17 protein-coding genes and 1 tRNA gene are annotated in these 19,494 nt (G+C 70.7%); 17 read left to right on the top strand and 1 reads right to left on the bottom strand.

All coding sequences use genetic code 11. The annotated features are described in order from the left end of the window. The 14 genes from M3E84_RS06815 to M3E84_RS06880 form a co-directional block, all read left to right on the top strand. Window positions 1-987 (top strand): BMP family ABC transporter substrate-binding protein (locus tag M3E84_RS06815; protein WP_259895468.1); only part of this gene is annotated, 987 nt, incomplete at its 5' end. Between the two features lie 41 nt (window positions 988-1,028). Then, window positions 1,029-2,111 carry a BMP family ABC transporter substrate-binding protein gene (locus M3E84_RS06820; RefSeq protein ID WP_259895469.1) on the top strand — a complete coding sequence of 361 codons (1,083 nt, stop codon included), beginning with the start codon at window positions 1,029-1,031 and terminating at the stop codon, window positions 2,109-2,111. A 61-nt stretch (window positions 2,112-2,172) separates the two neighbouring features. Next, the gene (locus M3E84_RS06825) at window positions 2,173-2,589 is read left to right on the top strand and encodes a cytidine deaminase (protein ID WP_259895470.1); all 417 of its coding nucleotides are present in this window, start codon (window positions 2,173-2,175) and stop codon (window positions 2,587-2,589) included. Beyond that, complete coding sequence (locus M3E84_RS06830; protein WP_259895471.1) at window positions 2,586-3,926, top strand: thymidine phosphorylase; 1,341 nt, start codon at window positions 2,586-2,588, stop codon at window positions 3,924-3,926. The genes M3E84_RS06825 and M3E84_RS06830 overlap by 4 nt, the downstream gene beginning before the upstream one ends. 18 nt (window positions 3,927-3,944) lie before the next feature. Further along, window positions 3,945-5,822, top strand: coding sequence for a hypothetical protein (locus M3E84_RS06835; RefSeq protein ID WP_259895472.1), 1,878 nt, complete (start codon window positions 3,945-3,947; stop codon window positions 5,820-5,822). A 4-nt stretch (window positions 5,823-5,826) separates the two neighbouring features. Next, window positions 5,827-7,092 carry an adenosine deaminase gene (locus M3E84_RS06840; protein ID WP_259895473.1) on the top strand — a complete coding sequence of 422 codons (1,266 nt, stop codon included), beginning with the start codon at window positions 5,827-5,829 and terminating at the stop codon, window positions 7,090-7,092. Next, on the top strand, window positions 7,089-7,799 hold the full coding sequence (locus tag M3E84_RS06845) for a MazG family protein (protein WP_311200448.1): 711 nt from the start codon (window positions 7,089-7,091) through the stop codon (window positions 7,797-7,799). The genes M3E84_RS06840 and M3E84_RS06845 overlap by 4 nt, the downstream gene beginning before the upstream one ends. Window positions 7,800-7,924: 125 nt before the next feature. Next, window positions 7,925-9,205: a phosphopyruvate hydratase gene (gene eno / locus M3E84_RS06850; protein WP_259895474.1), complete on the top strand. Its 1,281-nt coding sequence runs from the start codon at window positions 7,925-7,927 to the stop codon at window positions 9,203-9,205. Between the two features lie 247 nt (window positions 9,206-9,452). Continuing rightward, window positions 9,453-10,034, top strand: coding sequence for a septum formation initiator family protein (locus M3E84_RS06855; RefSeq protein ID WP_259895475.1), 582 nt, complete (start codon window positions 9,453-9,455; stop codon window positions 10,032-10,034). 92 nt (window positions 10,035-10,126) lie between these two features. Then, window positions 10,127-10,690 carry a DUF501 domain-containing protein gene (locus tag M3E84_RS06860; RefSeq protein ID WP_259895504.1) on the top strand — a complete coding sequence of 188 codons (564 nt, stop codon included), beginning with the start codon at window positions 10,127-10,129 and terminating at the stop codon, window positions 10,688-10,690. A 42-nt stretch (window positions 10,691-10,732) separates the two neighbouring features. Further along, on the top strand, window positions 10,733-11,725 hold the full coding sequence (locus tag M3E84_RS06865) for a Ppx/GppA phosphatase family protein (RefSeq protein ID WP_259895476.1): 993 nt from the start codon (window positions 10,733-10,735) through the stop codon (window positions 11,723-11,725). A 59-nt stretch (window positions 11,726-11,784) separates the two neighbouring features. Then, the gene (locus M3E84_RS06870; RefSeq protein ID WP_259895477.1) at window positions 11,785-13,197 is read left to right on the top strand and encodes a S8 family serine peptidase; all 1,413 of its coding nucleotides are present in this window, start codon (window positions 11,785-11,787) and stop codon (window positions 13,195-13,197) included. 127 nt (window positions 13,198-13,324) lie between these two features. Further along, on the top strand, window positions 13,325-14,713 hold the full coding sequence (locus M3E84_RS06875) for an NAD(P)/FAD-dependent oxidoreductase (protein ID WP_259895478.1): 1,389 nt from the start codon (window positions 13,325-13,327) through the stop codon (window positions 14,711-14,713). 53 nt (window positions 14,714-14,766) lie between these two features. Next, window positions 14,767-14,843, top strand: a tRNA-Leu gene (locus M3E84_RS06880). 103 nt (window positions 14,844-14,946) lie between these two features. Here the strand turns inward: M3E84_RS06880 and M3E84_RS06885 are convergent. Beyond that, the gene (locus tag M3E84_RS06885) at window positions 14,947-15,369 is read right to left on the bottom strand and encodes a YccF domain-containing protein (protein WP_058871401.1); all 423 of its coding nucleotides are present in this window, start codon (window positions 15,367-15,369) and stop codon (window positions 14,947-14,949) included. A gap of 197 nt (window positions 15,370-15,566) precedes the next feature. Here M3E84_RS06885 and M3E84_RS06890 point away from each other — a divergent pair, with 197 nt between their 5' ends. The 3 genes from M3E84_RS06890 (at window position 15,567) to betT (ending at window position 19,463) form a co-directional block, all read left to right on the top strand. After that, on the top strand, window positions 15,567-16,145 hold the full coding sequence (locus M3E84_RS06890) for a YceI family protein (RefSeq protein ID WP_259895479.1): 579 nt from the start codon (window positions 15,567-15,569) through the stop codon (window positions 16,143-16,145). A gap of 36 nt (window positions 16,146-16,181) precedes the next feature. After that, window positions 16,182-16,937 carry a DsbA family protein gene (locus M3E84_RS06895; RefSeq protein ID WP_259895480.1) on the top strand — a complete coding sequence of 252 codons (756 nt, stop codon included), beginning with the start codon at window positions 16,182-16,184 and terminating at the stop codon, window positions 16,935-16,937. Window positions 16,938-17,150: 213 nt separating this feature from the next. After that, on the top strand, window positions 17,151-19,463 hold the full coding sequence (gene betT / locus M3E84_RS06900) for a choline BCCT transporter BetT (protein WP_259895481.1): 2,313 nt from the start codon (window positions 17,151-17,153) through the stop codon (window positions 19,461-19,463). Window positions 19,464-19,494: the final 31 nt, after the last annotated feature.

A 19,494-nucleotide genomic window follows, 5' to 3' on the forward strand; every position in this document is an offset into this window, starting at 1 on the left:
GCGGCCCGACCCGGGGCCGCGGCCGACTTCACCGGCTGCGTGCTCGGCTCCAGCGGCGGCTTCGGCGACCGCAGCTTCAACCAGGACATCCACGAATCCAGCCAGGTGCTCGAGGCCTCCCTGGGCATCGACGTGCGCACCGAGGAGTCGGACTCGCCGCGCGAGGCCGAGCAGCTGCTCCAGGAGATGGCCGACCCGGCCAACGGCTGCGACCTGGTGGTCGCCATGGGCTCCACTCTCGTGGAGCAGGTCGATGCCGCCGCCGAGCAGCACCCCGATCAGGACTTCGCGATCATCGACGACGACTCCATCGACCGGCCCAACGTGCGCACCCTCGTCTTCGACGCCTCCCAGCCCGGCTTCCTGGCCGGATACGCGGCGGCATCGGTCACCGAGTCCGGGCGCGTGGGCGCCTTCGGCGGCGAGGACATCCCGGAGGTCCACGACTTCCTCGACGGCTACGCTGCGGGGATCGCGCACTGGAACCAGGTCCACGACGACGACGTGCAGCTGATCGGCTGGGATCCGCGCAAGCGGACCGGGGACTTCGTGGGGGACTTCGCCCGCACAGAGGCCGCTGCCGCCCTGACGCGCCGACAGCTCGACGACGGCGCCGATGTCATCATGCCGGTGGCTGGGCGCGCCGGGCTGGGCGCGACCGAGACGATCGCCCAGGACGACGATGCCCTGTTCGTGTGGGTCGACATGGACGGCTGGGACGTGCTGCCCGACGAGCAGCGCACTCGGCAGCTGACCTCGGTGCTCAAGGAGGTGGGCTACGCCGTCGCCGACGTGATGACGCAGTACGCGAGCCCCGGGGTCGAGGCCGAGGACTACTCCGGCACCCTGGCCAACCGCGGCGTGGCCCTGGGGGACTTCCACGATCAGGCCGATCGCGTGGACGAGCAGACCGCCCAGGAGCTGCGGCAGCTGCGCCAGCGGATCATCGAGGATCGGCAGCCGACCCGACCCGGCGCGGGAACGTAGACTGCAGGCGATCGCCCTCCCCACAGCACCCGGAAGCAGCCATGTCCCTCCGCCGTCCCGTGCCAGCCGCCTGCGCGGTCGGTCTGAGCGCGCTCGCGCTCAGCGCCTGCGGCGAGCTGTCGGAGGACTCCGGGCTCGGCGCGGCGGAGGAGGCCACCGTCTGCATGGTGGCCGATGGAGAGGGCTTCAAGGACCGCACCTTCCATCAGAGCGCGCACGAGGGGCTCGAGCGTGCGGCCCGTGACACGGGGGTCTCGACCCGTGAGTCCGTGGTGGGCTCGGATGCCGAGTCCGACCCTGCGCTGCGCTCCATGGTCCAGAGCGGCTGCGACCTCACGATCGCGAACGGGCAGCCGCTGTCGCAGGTCGCCCTGGAGGTCGCCGCCGAGAACCCGCAGGCCGCCTTCGCGACCGTGGACGATTCCGCAGGCGAGGGCCTCGACAATGTCAAGCCGCTGAGCTTCGACTCCGGCACCGCCGCGTTCCTGGCCGGCTACCTGGCCGCAGGCACCACCGAGACCGGCACGGTCGCGGCCTTCGGGGGCGAGGACATCCCCCGGGTGAGGCTCGTGCTCGACGGCTTCGCGGAGGGCGTCGAGCACTGGAACGAGCAGAAGGACGACGACGTCGAGCTGCTCGGCTGGGACCGGCAGGAGCAGGAGGGCACCATGCTCGGCTCGTTCAAGGACGTCGAGGGCGCCCGGGAGGTCACCGAGGGCTTCCTGGACGACGGCGCGGACATCGTCCTGCCGGCCGCCGGAGGCGCCTCCGAGGGCACCGCGCAGGCCGTGGCCGCCACGGGTGAGGGCACGGACCAGGCGCTGTTCATCTGGATCGACACCGACGGCTACGACGTTCTGCCGGAGGCCCAGCGATCGCACCAGCTGACCTCGGTGCTCAAGGACCTCACGGGGCCCGTGGAGTCGCTGGTGCGCGACCTGGAGGACGGTGAACTCGATCTGGACCCCTACGTGGGGACCCTCGAGAACGGGGGAGTGGGCATCGCCGATCACCACGACCAGCAGGAGCGCGTGGGCCCGGAGCTGGCCGCCGAGGTCGCCGGGCTGCGCCAGCAGATCATCGACGGCGAGCTGGAGATCGAATCCCAGGAGGACGCCGGCTGAGGCGTCACGGCCGGGCCCGCACAGCACGGGGCGCGGCCGTCGAGACGAGGAGGAGCAGGAGATGACCGAGAGCATCGAAGGCGCACGGCTGGAGGAGCTGATCGCCGAGCAGCCCTGGGCGGGGCTGATCGAGGAGGCCCGCCGGGCCATGGAGCACGCCTACGTGCCGTACTCGCGCTTCCGGGTGGGAGCGGCCGCGCTCGTGGACGATGGCCGCACGGTCTCCGGATGCAACGTCGAGAACGGCAGCTACGGGCTCACGCTGTGCGCCGAGTGCGGCCTGGTCAGCGCCCTGCACGCCAGCGGCGGCGGGCGGCTGACGCACTTCGTGTGCGTCGACGGTCAGGGCTCCGTGCTCATGCCGTGCGGGCGCTGCCGCCAGCTGCTGCACGAGCACGGCGGTGAGCAGCTGCAGCTGCTCACCGTGAGCGGGCTGCGCACCATGGACCAGGTCCTCCCGGACGCCTTCGTCCTGTGAGCGCGCAGAAGCAGTCCCCAGCCCGCGAGCCGTTCGCTGCCGTGGACGTCATCCGGGCCAAGCGGGACGGGGGCCGGCTGGATGAGCCGCGGATCCGCTGGGCCGTGGACGCCTACGTCCGCGGGGTGCTGAGCGAGGAGCAGATGGCCGCACTGGCCATGACGATCTGGTTCCGGGGCCTGGACCGGGAGGAGACCTCGGCCTGGACCGCGGCCATGATCGACTCCGGGACCCGCCTCGACTTCATCGGGCTGTCACGCCGCGGGCGGTCGATCCCGAGCGTGGACAAGCATTCGACCGGCGGCGTGGGGGACAAGACCACGCTGCCGCTGGCCCCGCTCGTGGCCGCCCACGGGGTGGCCGTGCCGCAGCTGTCGGGGCGCGGACTCGGGCACACCGGCGGGACGCTGGACAAGCTCGAGGCCATCCCCGGGTGGAGGGCCGAGCTCACCCACGAGCAGATGCTGAGGCAGCTGCAGGACGTCGGCGCGGTCGTGTGCGCGGCAGGCGGTGATCTGGCCCCGGCCGATCGGCGCCTCTACGCCCTACGCGATGTGACGGCCACGGTCGACTCCATCCCGCTGATCGCCTCGTCAATCATGTCCAAGAAGATCGCCGAAGGCGCCGGCGGCCTCGTGCTGGACGTCAAGGTCGGCTCCGGTGCGTTCATGAAGGACCGCAGTTCCGCGGAGCAGCTGGCCCGGGCCATGGTCGGGCTCGGCCGCGACGCCGGTCTGCCGACCTCGGCGGTGCTCACCGACATGTCCGCTCCGCTGGGTCGGGCCGTGGGCAACGCCTGCGAGGTGCAGGAGTCCCTCGAGGTGCTGGCCGGGGGCGGACCGAGGGATCTGGTCGAGCTGGTGCTCGAGCTGGCCCGGCGGATGCTCGCCCTGGCCGGGGTCGACGCCGACCCCGCCGAGGCTCTGGTCGACGGCCGAGCCATGGACAGCTGGCGCCGCATGATCGCCGCGCAGGGCGGTGACCCCGATGCCGAGCTGCCCCGAGCCCGGCACGAGCAGGAGGTCGTGGCCCCGCAGGCCGGGACGGTGCAGGGCATCGAGGCGCTCGGGATCGGCACGGCCAGCTGGAGCTTGGGCGCCGGTCGGCAGCGCAGCCAGGACCCGGTGCAGGCCGGGGCCGGAGTCCTCCTGCATGTGCAGCGCGGCGAGCAGGTCCGAGCCGGGCAGCGGCTGGCCACGCTCATGACGGACACCCCGGAGGCCTTCGACCGGGCCGAGCAGCTCGTTCGGGAGGCGATCGCCGTGGGCCCTGCCCAGCCGCAGGCCTCGGGCCGGTCCGATGTGGTCCTCGGCGTCGTGGAATTCGGGGACTTGTGAGAGGCGACTTGTAGTCTGGTGGCAGACAGTGCCGGCGGTGCGCCGATCCGGCGGAACGAGACCGACGACCTGGAGGACATGATGGGACTTTTCAGCAGGAAGCGGACCCCCGAGACCGAGCCGCGCACAGCGGACGCGGATGTCCAGCAGACGCAGCCCGGCGGCGCTGAGGCGTCCGGTGCGGCGCAGCAGCTGCCGGAGTCCGGCCCGCTGCGCAGCCTGGTCAACGGCCTGCTCGTCGACGGCGCCGAGCGCGCCAAGCTGACCCTGGTCCAGCGCGGCTCGACCATGAGCTACCAGTCCGAGCGCGCCGCGGCCGGGGGCTCCCCGGAGACCGACTCCGGCGTGGTCGATCAGGCCTCGCCCCTGTTCGATGACGTCGCCGCCCTCTACACCGAGTCCATGAACTCGTCCACGGGCGCCTGGCAGACCGTCGTGATCAGCGCGGGGGCTCCGGAGGCTGATGGTCGTCGCGTGAGCGTCGACTACGACTTCCCCGCCGCCGAGCACCGCACGGAGGAGTACCGGGTCGCAGGCGGCTCGGCGCAGGCCGGCTCCGCGCACGGCGACTCCGCCTCGCAGGACCGGTCGGAGGAGTCCGCGCAGGACGGCGCCCGCACCGGAGCCACGGCTGCCGGCGCCACCGCAGCCGCAGGCAGCAGCGATCAGTCGGCCGCCGCCGACCAGGACCGCACGCAGGAGACCGGGGCGGCCGAGGAGCAGGCCGATCTGAGCGCCGAGTCCCGTCAGGAGCGTCGTCGCGAGTCCGAGGCCCTGGCCGACGAGGCCAAGGCGGATGAGCCTGCCCAGACCGAGCAGACCCGGGCTGCCGAGGCCCGGGACACCGAGGTCGCGGGTTCCGCGGCTCCCGGCACCGCCGCGCAGGGCACCCCGGATCGCGGCGCCGAGGCGCAGGAGGCAGACACCGAGCAGCGCTCTGCGGGCGCAGGTGCCGCCGGCGCCGCGGCAGGTGCCGCGGTCGGCGCCGGTGCGGCAGGCGTCGCGAGCGGCGGTTCGAATGACCAGCGCGTGCCCGAGGGCCAGCTGACCCAGGACGGCACCGTCGACAACCTGGCCCCGCGCGAGCAGGGCCAGGAGCCGATCGAGGTGGACCGCGAGGTCCAGGAGTCGGTCGCGCGCACGGCGGGCCACCAGTCCGCCGCCGGCTCCGGCACGGGCGAGCAGGTGGCCGGCGTCTCGGGGGCCGAGTCCTCGCAGGCAGACGGCGAGCAGGTCCCGTCGCACGTGGATCACGAAGAGTGGCGCGATGACCGCAGCGCGCAGCGCTCCACGGCCGAAGCGCCCACGGGTGCCGCTGCTGCCCAGTCGGTCTCCGGCGCGGACGGCGCCGGCGCCCCCACGATCGCCAGCGGTGCCGATGTGGCCCCGTCGTACCGGGCCGCGGAGCAGGCCTCCGGGGGCGAGGATCTGGCCCAGGGCAACAAGGTCCTGGCCCAGAAGGAGATCGCACGCCGCGTGGCCGGTGCGCAGAAGCGCCTGTTCGGCGCCGACGGCTCGGCCCGGGACGTCTCGACCGTGCTGATCCGCGTGCGCACGCTGGGCACCTACTACGACGCCCTGACCCACGTGCGCCAGGGCGGCTTCTGGGACCAGCGCTCCACGTTCGACCTGATCCCCGAGGAGGACCTGCAGGTCCAGGCGCTCAAGCAGGATTCGTATGTCGAGGGCGAGGGCGCCCCGCTGGCGATCATGTTCCGCTTCCGCCCGGGCATCCCCCCGGAGGTCTCCTTCGACTACGACGACGAGGAGGCGTTCGTGCGCTACGAGAACCGCCTGCCTTCGCAGAACTACGTCGAGGAGCTGCGGATGTACCCGCGCACCGGCGCGAACATCCCGCAGCACATGAACGACGCCCTCCAGGATTGGAACTACTGATCCCATGACGCAGATCCCGAGCACCGGCCCCGCCGGTCAGCCCGGGAGCCAGGACCCCGCCGGCTCGGCCGGCGGGGTCCTGCGCTCCCTCCCCAAGATCAGCCTGCACGACCACCTCGACGGCGGTCTGCGCCCGCAGACCCTGCTCGAGCTCGCGGAGGCGGCAGGCACCGAGGTGCCGGCAGGCTCCGCCGCTGAGCTGGAGCAGTGGATGCGCGTCAGCGCCGATTCGGGCTCCCTCGAGCGCTACCTGCAGACCTTCTCCGTGATCCTCGAGGTCCTGCAGTCCGCCGAGGCGCTGCGCCGGGCCGCCCGAGAGGCCGTCGAGGACCTGGCCGCAGACGGCGTGATCCACGCCGAGCTGCGCTGGGCCCCCGAGCAGCACGTGGCCGGCGGCCTGAGCCTGGGCCAGGCCGTCGACGCCGTGAGCGAGGGCCTGGTCGAGGGCGCGGCCCTGGCCGCGCAGCAGAGCCTGGAGATCTCCGCCGGTCAGCTGCTGTGCGCCATGCGCCAGGCCGATCGCAGCCTCGAGATCGCGCAGCTGACGGTCGAGCGCTTCGCCCCGGACGAGCCCGGCGGCGTGCTGGGCTTCGACCTGGCCGGACCGGAGGAGGGCTTCGCCCCCAGCAGGCACCAGGAAGCACTGGATCTGCTGGCGCGCAGCCTGGTGCCGGTCACCCTGCATGCGGGCGAGGGCGCGGGCCTGGAGTCCCTGCGCTCTGCCGTGGTCGACGGCCGCGCGCTGCGCCTGGGCCACGGCGTGCGCCTGGTCGAGGATGTGGCGCTGTCGGACGCCCCGGACGACGACGTCTCGATCGAGCTCGGCGAGCTGGCCCGCTGGGTCCGCGATCGCGGCATCGCGCTGGAGGTCTGCCCGCGCTCGAACAGCCAGACCGGTGCGGTCGCGGCCTGGGACCCGCCGCATAACCTGGTGCGGGTCCTGGGCCCCGGAACGCAGCGCCACCCGATCGGCTTCCTGCACCGGGCGGGCTTCCGCGTGGTGCTCGGGGCGGACAACCGGCTCGTCTCCGGCACGGATCTCACGACCGAGCTCGGCGAGCTCGTGGCCCTGCACGGGTTCTCGCTGGATGACGTCGAGACCCTGCAGCGCAACGCCGCCCAGTCGGCGTTCCTGCCGCTGGATCAGCGCGTGGCCCTGGAGGCCCGGATCGGGGCGCAGTTCGACGCTGTGCGCGGCTCGGGCATCCCGCTGGGCCTGGGGGACATGATGGCCGCCCAGGAGCAGGACGAATCCGGGGGCGCCTGGTGAGTGCGGACCCGGAGCAGGAGGGGCCCGGGGCGGCCTTCGAGCGGCTGCTGGCGATCATGGACCGCCTGCGATCGCCCGGGGGCTGTCCGTGGGACGGACGGCAGACCCACGCCTCGCTCGTGAAGCACCTCATCGAGGAGTCCTACGAGGTCGTCGAGGCCGTCGAGGCCCCCGGCGGACCGGAGGCCCACCGCGACGAGCTCGTGGAGGAGCTCGGCGACGTCCTGCTCCAAGTGGTCTTCCACGCCAGGATCGCCCAGGAGCGCGGCCAGCAGCAGGGCGGCTTCGACATCGAGGACGTCGTGGAGGGGATCAGCGACAAGCTCGTGCGCCGCCATCCGGAGGTCTTCGCCGACGCCGAGCAGGCGGAGGCCTCCGATGACGCTGTTCTGCACGCCCGGTGGGAGGAGCTCAAGCGGGCCGAGAAGCCCCAGCGCACGGGCCCGTTCGACGGCGTGCCGCCGGGGCTGCCCGCGCTGCAGCGCACCGAGAAGATCCTCTCCAAGGCCAGGCGCCACGGGCTGGAGCCGCAGGCGCCCTCCGAGCAGAGCGAGGACCGCCCGCGCACGCAGGAGCAGCTGGGGCAGGCCCTGTTCGAGCTGGTGCGCAGGGCCTCGGCAGACGGCCTGGACGCCGAGCGGGCGCTGCGCGAGCACAGCGCGCAGTGGGCGCGTCAGCGCGATCCGGGACGGCTCCCGCAGGACTGAGCGGAAGCTCAGGCAATAATGATGTCCGTGGCAGAGCCTTCTCGATAGGCTCGTCAGCAGAAGCACCGGGTCCGGGCGTGACGCCCCGGCCTGTTTTCCGCAGCACCGAGCGAAGGAGACCTTCCATGGCCATGATCATCGACGTCCACGCACGTCAGATCCTCGATTCCCGCGGCAACCCCACCGTCGAGGTCGAGGTCCGCCTCGAAGACGGCAGCTTCGGTCGTGCGGCGGTTCCCTCGGGGGCCTCCACGGGCGAGCACGAGGCCGTCGAGCGCCGCGACGGCGACAAGAGCGTCTACCTGGGCAAGGGCGTCCTGGATGCCGTCGAGGCCGTGAACGAGGAGATCGCCGAGGCCGTCATCGGCATGGAGTCCACCGATCAGCGCCTGGTCGATCAGGTCATGCTCGAGCTGGACGGCACCCCGAACAAGTCCAAGCTCGGCGCCAACGCCATCCTGGGCGTCTCGATGGCCGTGGCCCGCGCCTCTGCGGAGGAGGCCGACCTCCCGCTGTACAAGTACCTGGGCGGCCCCAACGCGCACGTGCTGCCGGTGCCCATGATGAACATCCTCAACGGCGGCTCCCACGCGGACTCCAACGTGGACATCCAGGAGTTCATGATCGCTCCGATCGGCTTCGCCACGTTCTCCGAGGCCCTGCGCGCCGGCACCGAGGTCTACCACGCGCTGAAGTCCGTGCTGAAGGACCGCGGCCTGTCCACCGGCCTGGGCGACGAGGGCGGCTTCGCCCCGAACCTGGAGTCCAACCGCGCCGCGCTGGACCTGATCCTGGATGCCATCAAGAAGGCCGGCTACAAGCCGGGCGAGCAGATCGCCCTGGCTCTGGACGTGGCCTCCTCCGAGTTCTTCGACAAGGGCTCCTACGCCTTCGAGGGCGGCAAGAAGTCCGCCGAGGACATGGCCGCCTACTACGAGCAGCTCGTGGCCGACTACCCGCTGGTCTCGATCGAGGACCCGCTGGACGAGAACGACTGGGAGGGCTGGGCCAAGCTCACCGCTTCGGTCGGCAAGAAGGTCCAGCTCGTGGGCGATGACCTCTTCGTCACCAACCCCGAGTTCCTGGCCCGCGGCATCCGCGAGGACGTCGCCAACGCCCTGCTGGTCAAGGTCAACCAGATCGGCTCCCTCACGGAGACCCTCGAGGCCATCACCCTGGCGCAGACCAACACGTTCCGCTGCATGGTCTCCCACCGCTCGGGCGAGACCGAGGACACCACGATCTCGGACATCGCCGTGGCCACCAACGCCGGGCAGATCAAGACCGGCGCCCCGGCACGCTCGGAGCGCGTGGCCAAGTACAACCAGCTGCTGCGCATCGAGGAGGCCCTGGGCGATGCCGCCGCCTACGCCGGCGTCTCCGCCTTCCCCCGCTTCTCGGCCTGAGAGCGCGCGTGAGCGGCTGAGCGCAGCCGCCCGCACCCTGACCGCCGTCGTCCTCCTGCCCGGGAGGGCGGCGGCGGTCCGTCGTCCCGGCAGGGCATCCTCGACGGTGCCCCGGTCCTGGCGGGCAGCACGCAGAGGTGCCACTAGACTGGGCCCGCTCGCTCGCGACGCTGCCAGACCCGCGCCCCGGCAGGGGGAGGGACCGCGCCCGAGCATGCAGACCGTCGCAGAGCCAGGAGCAGCATCCGTGTCCGATCACCGCACAGAGGACCGCGCGCCGGGATCCGAGCGCGGCTCCGCGCAGGACCCGGCCGAGCGCCACGAGGTCCCCGCGCGCAGCCTGCGTCGCTTCACGACCTCGTCGGGGAGTCGCCGAGTGCTGTGGGCCGTGGCGATCGGGCTGTTCATCATCTTCCTGGCGGCTCCCACGACCAAGATCTACCTGGACCAGAAGGCGGAGATCGCCGAGCTGGAGGCCAGCATCGAGGAGAAGACCGACGACCGCGATGCCCTGCAGGACGAGCTCGAGCTGTGGGAGAACCCGGACTACATCAGGCAGCAGGCGGGGGAGCGGCTCATGATGGTCGAGCCCGGCCAGCGCTCCTACCTGGTGGTCGGGGCGGATGAGGTCGGCACCGGCGCCGCGGACACCTCCGCCGTGGAGGAGTCTGCAGGCAGGCCCGCATGGGCGGACGCCCTCTGGGGCTCGCTCAAGGACTCGGCCTGGCCGCAGCGCGCCGACGACTCCGCCGGTCAGTTCCCCCAGATCGACGAGACGCAGCAGGAGCCTGCAGACTCCTCGTCGCCCACCACCGAGACCACCGACTGAGGACATCCGTGAGCCAGCAGAGCACCGCCAGCGATCACCCCCGTCCGAGCCTGGAGCAGACCGTCTCCGGCATCGCCCCGGCCGGGGTCGACGTGGCCGAGGCCCGCGGCCTGAACTCCACGGCCGCAAACCGTCGTCCGCAGGAGCTGGACCTGCAGGTGCTGGCCCGTCAGCTGGGCCGTCCCGTGCGCGATGTGGTGGAGATCCCGGCCCGCTGCGTCTGCGGCAACCCGCTCGTGGCGGCCACCGCCCCGCGGCTGTCCGGGGGTGCGCCCTTCCCCACGGTCTACTACCTGGCCCACCCCGTGATCACCGCCGCCGTCTCGCGGCTAGAGGCGGACGGGGCCATGTACGGCATGACCGACCGCCTGGGCACCGACGAGCAGCTGGCGGCGTCCTACCAGCGCTCGCACGAGGACTACCTGGCCCGGCGCGAGCGCATCGGCGCCATCGCCGGCTCCGGAGAGGTCCCCGAGATCGACGGCATCTCCGCCGGGGGCATGCCGACCCGCGTGAAGTGCCTGCACGTGCTGGTGGGGCACTCGCTGTCCGCCGGACCCGGAGTGAACCTGCTCGGAGACGAGACGCTCGAGCTGATCGCGCAGACCTGGTCGCCAGAGACCTGCCGCTGCGATCCTGCCTGGCGCGAGTCCTGAGCTGCGCCCTCTCCCCTCAGACCCAACCACCGAGGAGCATCCATGCGCGTCGGAGCCATCGACTGCGGCACGAACTCGATCCGTCTGCTGATCACGGAGGCCGACGACGACGCCGTGGGCGCCTCCCCGGCCGACATCGAGCTGAACGAGCTCGTGCGCACCAAGGAGATGGTCCGCCTGGGCCAGGGCGTGGATGCGACAGGCTGGCTGGCCCAGGAGGCGCTGGAGCGCACGTTCGCGGCCGTCGACGGCTTCGCCCGCCTGCTCGATGAGCACGCCGTGGACTCGGTGCGCTTCGTGGCCACCTCGGCCACGCGCGATGCCGGCAACCGGCACGTGTTCGTGGACGGCATCCGCTCGCGCCTGGGCGTGGCCCCCGAGGTGATCTCGGGCGAGGAGGAGGCGGCCCTGTCCTTCGCGGGGGCCACCATGGTGACCGCTCCTGCCTCCGAGGACGATCGCACGCTGGTCGTGGACCTGGGCGGCGGCTCGACCGAGCTCGTGCTCGGCAGCTCGGCGGGGATCCTGGCCTCGCGCTCGCTGAACATCGGCTGCGTGCGCATGACCGAGCGCCACCTGGGCTCCAACCCGCCCACCGAGGCACAGCAGCGTGCTGTGCTGGCGGATGTGGACCGCGCCCTGGACTCCGCGGCGCTGAGTGTCCCGCTGGGCCAGACCCGCAGGATCGTGGGCGTGGCCGGGACCGTCACCACCATCACCGCGCTGGCCATGGGCATGGAGGTCTACGACGAGCAGCGCATCAACGGCGCCGAGCTGCCCCTCGCCGAGATCGACCGGACCTGCCGCGAGCTCATCGCCATGACCCACGAGCAGCGCGATGCCCTGGGCGTCATGCATCCCGGGCGCGGCGACGTGATCGGCGGCGGCGCGCTGGTGTGGCGGCGCATCCTGCAGCGCGTCGCCGAGGCCTCCGACGGGCGTGTGAGCACCGTCACCACCAGCGAGCACGATATTTTGGACGGCATCGCCCTGTCCCGCCTGTCCACCATCCCCCAGAAGGCACCGCTGCTCTGACGTCGCCGGTGCCGCTGCCGCCCCGGATCCGCCGCGCGGAGTCCACGAAGGACCAGACCATGAGCCCCTCAGCCCCCGAGCGCACCTCCGTCACGGGCGGACGGGCCGGTTCTGGCCTCGCCGCAGCGCTGGGAGCGGCCGTCGTGGCCAGCGGGATCCTCGCCGGCGCGCTGCTGGCCGGACCGGCCCAGGCCACGGAGGAGGCCCCCCTGCCCGACGGCCCCGCGCCGTCCGTGCCCGTCACGGACCCCTCGGAGGTCCCTGTGCCGGAGCCCTCGCAGCCGGCCGAGCCCACGGCGATCACCGAGGCCCAGGCGCGCGCTGACGAGTACTGGCTCGAGGACTACGGCGTCCGCGAGGCATGGCAGACCACGCGCGGCGAGGGCGCCACGATCGCGATCATCGACACCGGCGTGGACGGCTCGCACCCGGACCTGAAGGGCGCCGTCGCGGGAGGAACGGACGTCTCCGGGATCGGCGCCGAGAACGGCCAGGAGCCGCTGGGCGCGGATCCCGATCACGGGACCATGGTCGCCTCGGTGGCGGCCGGGCGCGGTCATGGCGCCGATCATGCCGAGGGCATCATCGGCGTGGCCCCGGAGGCCGACATCCTGGCCGTGTCCACAGCGCTGGGCACCGACGAGGCCGGGGTGCGCTCGACCGACGAGCAGATCCCGGACGCCGTGCGCTGGGCCGTCGACAATGGGGCCGACGTGATCAACATGTCCGTGGGCTCCCCGCAGCAGTCCTGGCCCGAGTCCTGGGACTCGGCGTTCGCCTACGCGGAGGAGAAGGACGTCCTGATCGTCGCCGCGGCCGGAAACCGCGGCAACGGCCTGGTGCAGGTGGGAGCCCCGGCGACCATCCCCAGCGTGCTGACCGTCGGAGGGGTGGACCAGGACGGGCAGGCCGGCTGGGACTCGTCGTCGCAGGGGATCTCGATCGCCGTGGCGGGCCCGGCGGAGCAGCTCGTGGGAGCCACGCCCGGAGACGGATACGCCAGCTGGACGGGCACCTCGGCATCGGCGCCCATCGTGGCCGGCACGGCGGCGCTGATCCGCTCGGAGCACCCTGAGCTCAGCGCCGATGAGGTGGCCTATCGGATCACGGCCTCAGCGCGGGACGAGGGCGAGCCCGGCAAGGACCCGCTCTACGGATACGGGGTCCTGGACGTGGACCGGGCGGTGACCGCCGACCTGCCGCAGATGGAGGACTCGCCGCTGGGCTCCATGCAGCAGTGGATCCAGGTGCATCGCCGCCACGACAGTGCCCCGAGCGCATCGTCCACGACCTCCGGGCCTGCCTTGACGGAGGATGTGACGATCGAGGCGCAGCCGCCGGAGCCCGTCGAGCCGCTGAATTCGACCGGTGCGCTGCCGATCGTCGTGCTGGCCGGATTCGGGCTGCTGGTCGCTGTGATCACGATCGGAGCTGTGCGGCACATCCGCTGGCTGCTGCGCCGCGGCGACTGAGCGGGGGACCCTCCCGGTACCTCCTCCCGCCGTCTGGTGGGGGCCCGGATGAGATGTGCGTGAACTCTCGAGACGCACGGCGGAACGGGTGTGAGGACGGCGCTCGCCTATGACTAGACTCGAAAGCATGTCTAGTTCTTTCCTGGCCAAGGACCGTAATCGCATCCTCATCGTGGGCGGCGGGTACCTGGGCTATCACGTGGCCCAGGGGCTCCAGAAGCGCATCAAGGAATCCGGCGGCATCGTCACGATCGTCGATCCGAATCCCTACATGATGTACCTGCCCTTCCTGCCGGAGGTCGCAGCAGGAAGCCTCGAGGCGCGCTCCGCCGTGGCGCCCTTCCAGCAGTTCCTCAAGGAGACCGAGTCTCTGTCGGGCCGCGTCATCGCGATCGATCACGACAAGCGCGTGGCCACCGTGGCCTCCATCAACGACGGCCCCGTCTTCGAGGTCCCCTACGACGAGATCGTGCTCGCCGCCGGCTCCGTGACCCGCGCCTTCCCCATCCCCGGACTCGGCGAGTCCGCGATCGGCATGAAGTCGATCGAGGAGGCCGTGGCCGTGCGCAACTGGATGTTCGAGCGCATCAGCGCCGCCTCCCAGATGGAGGACGGCCCCGAGCGCCGCAAGGCCCTGACCTTCGTGCTGGTCGGCGGTGGCTTCGCCGGTATCGAGACCATCGGCGAGCTCGAGGACGCGGCGCGCAAGGCCGCCGAGCGCAACCCGCGCGTGAAGGTCTCCGATCTGCGCTTCGTGCTGGTCGAGGCCGCAGGGCGCATCATGCCCGAGGTCTCCAAGGACCGTGCGGAGAAGGTCGTCGCCGAGCTGCGCTCGCGCGGTGTCGAGGTCCTGCTGAACACCTCGCTGGACTCCGCCGAGGACGATCACATCAAGCTCATCAACATGCAGGACAAGTCCCCTGCCGGCGAGTTCGACGCCGACACCCTGATCTGGACCGCCGGTGTCCAGGCGAACCCGCTGTTCAAGAAGAGCACCCCGTTCCCCGTCGACGACCGCGGCCGCGTCCGCGCAGGCGCGGACCTCCGTGTCACCGGCGACGACGGCCCCATCGAGGGCGCCTGGACCGGCGGCGACAACGCCGCTGTGCCGGATCTGTCCGGCCAGGGCCCCGGCGGCTTCTGCGTGCCCAATGCGCAGCACGCCATCCGCCAGGCCAAGGTCATGGTCAAGAACATCCTGGCCGCCCGAGAGGGCAAGCCGCTGGAGGACTACTACCACGAGAGCCTCGGCACCGTGGCGGGCCTGGGCCTGTACAAGGGCGCGGCCAACCTCAAGGGCATCGAGTTCTCCGGCCCCCTGGCCTGGCTCATGCACCGCGGCTACCACGCCTACGCCATGCCGACTCTGGACCGTAAGTTCCGGATCCTCAGTGAGTGGGCCGCCAACATGGTCTTCGGGCGCAACACGACCCAGATCCGCCACGTGCGCGATCCTCGCCTGAACTTCGAGACCGCCACCGGTCAGGAGGTCGTGCGCAAGCAGGTCAAGCTCTGAGCTGATGCGCGCAGGAGCCCCTCCCGCTCTCGGCGGGAGGGGCTCCTGTCATAGCCCCTATAGCCCAATCGGCAGAGGCAGCGGACTTAAAATCCGCTCAGTCTGGGTTCGAGTCCCAGTGGGGGCACCAGCCGACCGTCGGTTCGACGGCCCGCATCCGATCAGTGACAGATGAGCACCCCATCAGCGCTGATGGGGTGCTCATCTGTCACCAACCGGCAGATTGCCGGGGATCAGGCCCGTGCGACCGGGTACATCTGTGCGCGCAGCTGCGAGGCGGGGACCACCTCGCGACCGAACGGGAAGCAGGTCACGGGGATCAGCTTGAGGTTCGCCCACGCCAGCGGGATGCCGATGATCGTGACCGCCTGGGCCACTGCGGTGACGACGTGGCCGAGAGCCAGCCACCAGCCGGCGATCACGAACCAGACGATGTTGCCGAGCCCGCTGAAGGCACCGGCGCGCCGGGTGGTGATGACCTCGCGGCCGAAGGGCCAGATGACGAATCCGGCGATGCGGAACGACGCCAGCCCGAACGGGATGGTCACGATCAGCAGGCAGGCCAGGATCCCGGCCAGCGCGTAGCCCAGGAAGAGGGTCCATCCGGCGGTCAGGAACCAGATGATGTTGAGGATGAATGACAGGAGGCTTCTCATATACCGAGACTAGCCGACTGGGCGCTGCGGCCGCGGGTCCCCGTGACTGCCCGGTAATGCATCGCTCCAGTTCACAGGGCAGATGAGCGCCCCTGAACTGGGGACCGATAAGGTGCTATCGGGGTGGGGCCCGGTCCTACGATGGGGGAGCGGGTCTGGTCGCCCGCGCAGCTACGACGCAGGCAGGGGAGACGAACATGAGCGCTCAGAGCGAGCTGACAGGTACCTGGAGCATCGATCCGACCCACAGCCGGGTGGGGTTCTCCTCGCGCCACGCGATGGTCACCAAGGTCCGAGGGGCCTTCAACGACGTCTCGGGCACCGCGCAGCTGGACGCCGAGGACATGTCGCGCTCGAAGGTGAGCGTCGTGCTGAGCGTGGACAGCGTGGACACCCGCAGTCCTCAGCGCGATGCCCACCTGCGCAGTGCCGACTTCTTCGATGCGCAGCAGCACCCCACCATCGAGTTCGACTCCACGGCGGTGGATGAGGTGGACGAGAATCAGTTCATCGTCACCGGCGAGCTTACGATCCGGGGCGTGACCCGAACGATCTCCGTGCCGCTGGAGCTGCTGGGCGTGGACACCGATCCGTTCGGGCAGCTGAGAGCCGGCCTGGAGGGCTCGCGGCGCATCGACCGCAAGGACTGGGGCGTCTCCTGGAACACCCCGCTGGACTCCGGCGGCGTGCTCGTCTCGGACAAGATCACCCTCGAGTTCGAGCTCTCCCTGGTGAAGGATGCACCCGCAGGCGCCGATTCTGCCCCGCAGGGCTGAGCGGCTGCCGTCGCGGCCGACGGTAGTGTCCCGGACATGGATTCTCCCCTGAGTGCACCCGAGCCCGGCACCCTGAGCATCGACATCTGGTCGGATGTGATGTGCCCGTTCTGCTGCCTGGGCGACCGGCATCTGCAGCTGGCGCTGAAGCAGTTCGAGCACCGCGATGCCGTGCGCGTGGTCTACCACTCCTTCCTGCTGGCTCCGGAGTTCCCGGAGGGTCGGACCATGCCCATGATCGAGATGCTTGCGCAGCACAAGCGCATGAGCCTCGAGCAGGTCGATCAGATGAATCATCCGGTGATCGAGCGCGGTCGCGAGGTCGGGATCGACTTCGCGATGGATCGGGTGCAGTCGTCGTCGACCCGCAGGGCCCATGAGCTCTCGCACTTCGCCCAGGCCAGAGGCAAGGGCCGCGAGATGATGCAGCGGCTGTTCCGGGCCTATTTCTCGGAAGGGAAGGTCCTGGACGACATCGACGTCCTGGTGGCCCTGGCTTCGGAGATCGGGCTGGAACCCGAGCAGGCCCGTTCCGCCCTGCATGAGCGCACCTGGCGTCAGGCCGTCCAGGACGATCTGGCGGTGGCCCGCAGCCTGGGAGTGCAGGGCGTGCCGTTCTTCGTGCTGGAGTCCCGATACGCGGTCTCCGGTGCGCAGCCGCCGGAGGTGCTGCTCGAGGCCCTGCGCATTGCCTGGGCGGCCGTCGTCGAGGACACGAACGCTGCGACGGGCCAGGCGGCCAGCCCCGACAGTGCGGGCGAAGACCCGACCGAGCCGCGCCCCGCAAGCTGACCGGCGGGGCTGATCCACAGGTCAGGCCGCTCACACTCGACCTGGATACCTGGCTGTTTCCAGATATTCCCCATACCATCACCAGGTTGCTCGAATCGTAGGAGTTGCCTGGGAATCTCCCCATAGCAGTCGTGATCTCCTCTGGATGAGGCGCTGGCACGCACGCTCCTGCGGTTCGTCCCGAGCACTCGAATCCAGCGAAGGGAGCACTGCGTGAGCGAATCCGAGCAGGTGAAGACAGCAGGTGAAGGGGGACAGCGGACGCCGCTGGACCGCCAGCGCCTCGGCGGCACGGACAAGGACCAGCAGCGCGAGACCAAGCGCCAGGAGAGGCGGGCCCCCGTCTCCTCCTCGGAGCTCTCGGCCGGATACTCCGCACTGACGCAGGACAGGGGCCCGCAGGTCAACTGGGTGGTGTTCCTGATCGCGGCGTGCGCGATCCTGGCGTTCTCCGCCTTCGCGATGGCCGCCCCGGACAGCGCTCGGGAGACCATGCACGGCATCGTGCTGTGGATCGCCGAGAATCTGGGCTGGTACTACGTCCTGACCGTGACCCTCGTGATCGGCTTCGTCCTGTGGGTGGCCTTCTCCAAGGAGGGCTCCGTCCGCCTGGGACCTGATCACTCGCGTCCCGAGTACAAGTTCTTCACCTGGCTGGCTATGCTCTTCGCCGCCGGTGTGGGCATCGACATGCTGTTCTACTCGGTGACCGGGCCCATCACGCAGTTCATCCACCCGATCGACGGCGACCCGCGCAGCCTCGAGGCCGCGGAGGAGTCGGTCGTGTGGACCATGTTCCACTACGGCGTGGCCGGCTGGTCCATGTACTCCCTGATCGGCATGGCCCTGGGCTACTTCGCCTACCGCTGGGGCATGCCGCTGTCGATCCGCGCGGCGCTGTACCCGCTGCTGGGCAAACGCGTGCGCGGAGCCACCGGCGATGTCATCGACATCTTCGCCCTGGTCGGCACCGTGTTCGGCGTGGCCACCTCCATGGGCATCGGCGTGGTGCTGCTCTCCGTCGGCTTCTCGACCCTGTTCGGCATCCCCGACGGGCTCGGGCTGCAGATCGCACTGATCATCGTGGCCGTGGTGCTCACGATCGCGGCCTGCACCTCCGGCGTGGACAAGGGCATCCGCATCATCTCCGAGCTGAACATCTGGTCCGCTGCGGCCATGCTCGTCTACATCCTGATCTTCGGGCAGACCGCGTTCCTGATGAACGGCATCGTGCAGAACATCGGCCGGTTCATCTTCACCCTGCCCGAGCGCACGCTGCAGACCATGGGCTACAACCCGGACGGGGCGGAGTGGATGGGCTCCTGGACCCTGTTCTTCTGGGCCTTCTGGCTGGCCTGGGGTCCGTTCGTGGGCCTGTTCCTGGCGCGCATCTCCCGCGGTCGCACCCTGCGCGAGTTCGTGCTCGCCGCGATCACCGCGCCGGTGCTGTGCGACTTCCTCATCGTGACGATCTTCGGCAACTCCGCGCTGCACGAGGTCATGGTCAACGGCAATGAGGAGTTCGCCCAGCTGTCCATGAACAGCCCCGAGCAGGGCTGGTATGCGCTGCTGGAGATGTTCCCGGGGGCGACCTTCCTGATCGGGCTGGCCACGCTGTCCGGGCTGCTCTTCTACCTGACCTCCGCCAACTCCGGCGCCATGGTCATGTCGAACTACTCCTCGACCATCCCGGACCCCGCCGACGACGGCCCCAAGTGGCTGCGCATCTTCTGGGCCGTGCTCACCGCGATCCTCACGATCGCGATGCTGATCGCCGGCGGTGTGACGACCATGGAGTACGCCACGCTGATCTTCGCCCTGCCGGTGACGATCGTGGCCTACCTGATCATGGCCTCCTTCCTGAAGGCGCTGCGCATGGAGAAGGCCGACCGCGAGGGCCGTGAGCTGCGTCGGTCCAACACCGCCGCCAGCGGCGGCCACGCCCCCGAGCGCAGCTGGCGCCAGCGCCTGGCCAACCTGCGCTCCTACCCGTCCAAGCGCCAGGTCGTCGAGTTCGTGACTGGCACCGTGCAGCCGTCGCTGCGTGACGTGGCCCATGAGTTCGAGAAGCAGGGCTACGAGGCCACCATGGCGGTCAACGAGCTGACCGAGCACCAGATCCCGTCGTCGTCGATCGAGGTGGCCATGGGTGATCAGCGCCCGTTCCGCTACGAGGTCGCGGCCGTGGAGACGAACGTCCCCATGGTGGGCGCGCGCATGGGCCAGAACCCCGAGCGCTACTTCCGCCTCGAGGTCTTCACGCAGACGGGCTCGGAGGGCTACGACCTGATGAGCGTGACCCGCCAGCAGATCATCGACGACGTCCTGGACCGCTTCGAGTCCCACCTCGGGTTCCTGGACTACTCGACCCTGCACTCGACGGCCTCCGTGCTGACTCCTCCGCAGGAGACGGACCCGGCGGAGGATCTCACGCCGGTGCCCGGCGATCTGCCCGGCCCTCAGCCGGATTCCTCGCCGTCGACCATGCCCTCGCCGGACGCCCCGGACCCGGATCAGCGCAGCTGAGTCCTCCCGAGCCCCGCAGGGACCAGGCCCC

Source organism: Kocuria sp. p3-SID1428, assembly GCF_025149945.1.
GTDB lineage: Bacteria > Actinomycetota > Actinomycetes > Actinomycetales > Micrococcaceae > Kocuria.

Excerpts from the sequence above, each read along its gene's own strand:
- M3E84_RS06820 (WP_259895469.1), top strand. The coding sequence starts at position 1,029 with ATGTCCCTCCGCCGTCCCGTGCCAGCCGCCTGCGCGGTCGGTCTGAGC.
- M3E84_RS06825 (WP_259895470.1), top strand. The coding sequence starts at position 2,173 with ATGACCGAGAGCATCGAAGGCGCACGGCTGGAGGAGCTGATCGCCGAG.
- M3E84_RS06840 (WP_259895473.1), top strand. The coding sequence starts at position 5,827 with ATGACGCAGATCCCGAGCACCGGCCCCGCCGGTCAGCCCGGGAGCCAG.
- eno (WP_259895474.1), top strand. The coding sequence starts at position 7,925 with ATGGCCATGATCATCGACGTCCACGCACGTCAGATCCTCGATTCCCGC.
- M3E84_RS06865 (WP_259895476.1), top strand. The coding sequence starts at position 10,733 with ATGCGCGTCGGAGCCATCGACTGCGGCACGAACTCGATCCGTCTGCTG.
- M3E84_RS06870 (WP_259895477.1), top strand. The coding sequence starts at position 11,785 with ATGAGCCCCTCAGCCCCCGAGCGCACCTCCGTCACGGGCGGACGGGCC.
- M3E84_RS06875 (WP_259895478.1), top strand. The coding sequence starts at position 13,325 with ATGTCTAGTTCTTTCCTGGCCAAGGACCGTAATCGCATCCTCATCGTG.
- M3E84_RS06885 (WP_058871401.1), bottom strand. The coding sequence starts at position 15,369 with ATGAGAAGCCTCCTGTCATTCATCCTCAACATCATCTGGTTCCTGACC.
- M3E84_RS06890 (WP_259895479.1), top strand. The coding sequence starts at position 15,567 with ATGAGCGCTCAGAGCGAGCTGACAGGTACCTGGAGCATCGATCCGACC.
- M3E84_RS06895 (WP_259895480.1), top strand. The coding sequence starts at position 16,182 with ATGGATTCTCCCCTGAGTGCACCCGAGCCCGGCACCCTGAGCATCGAC.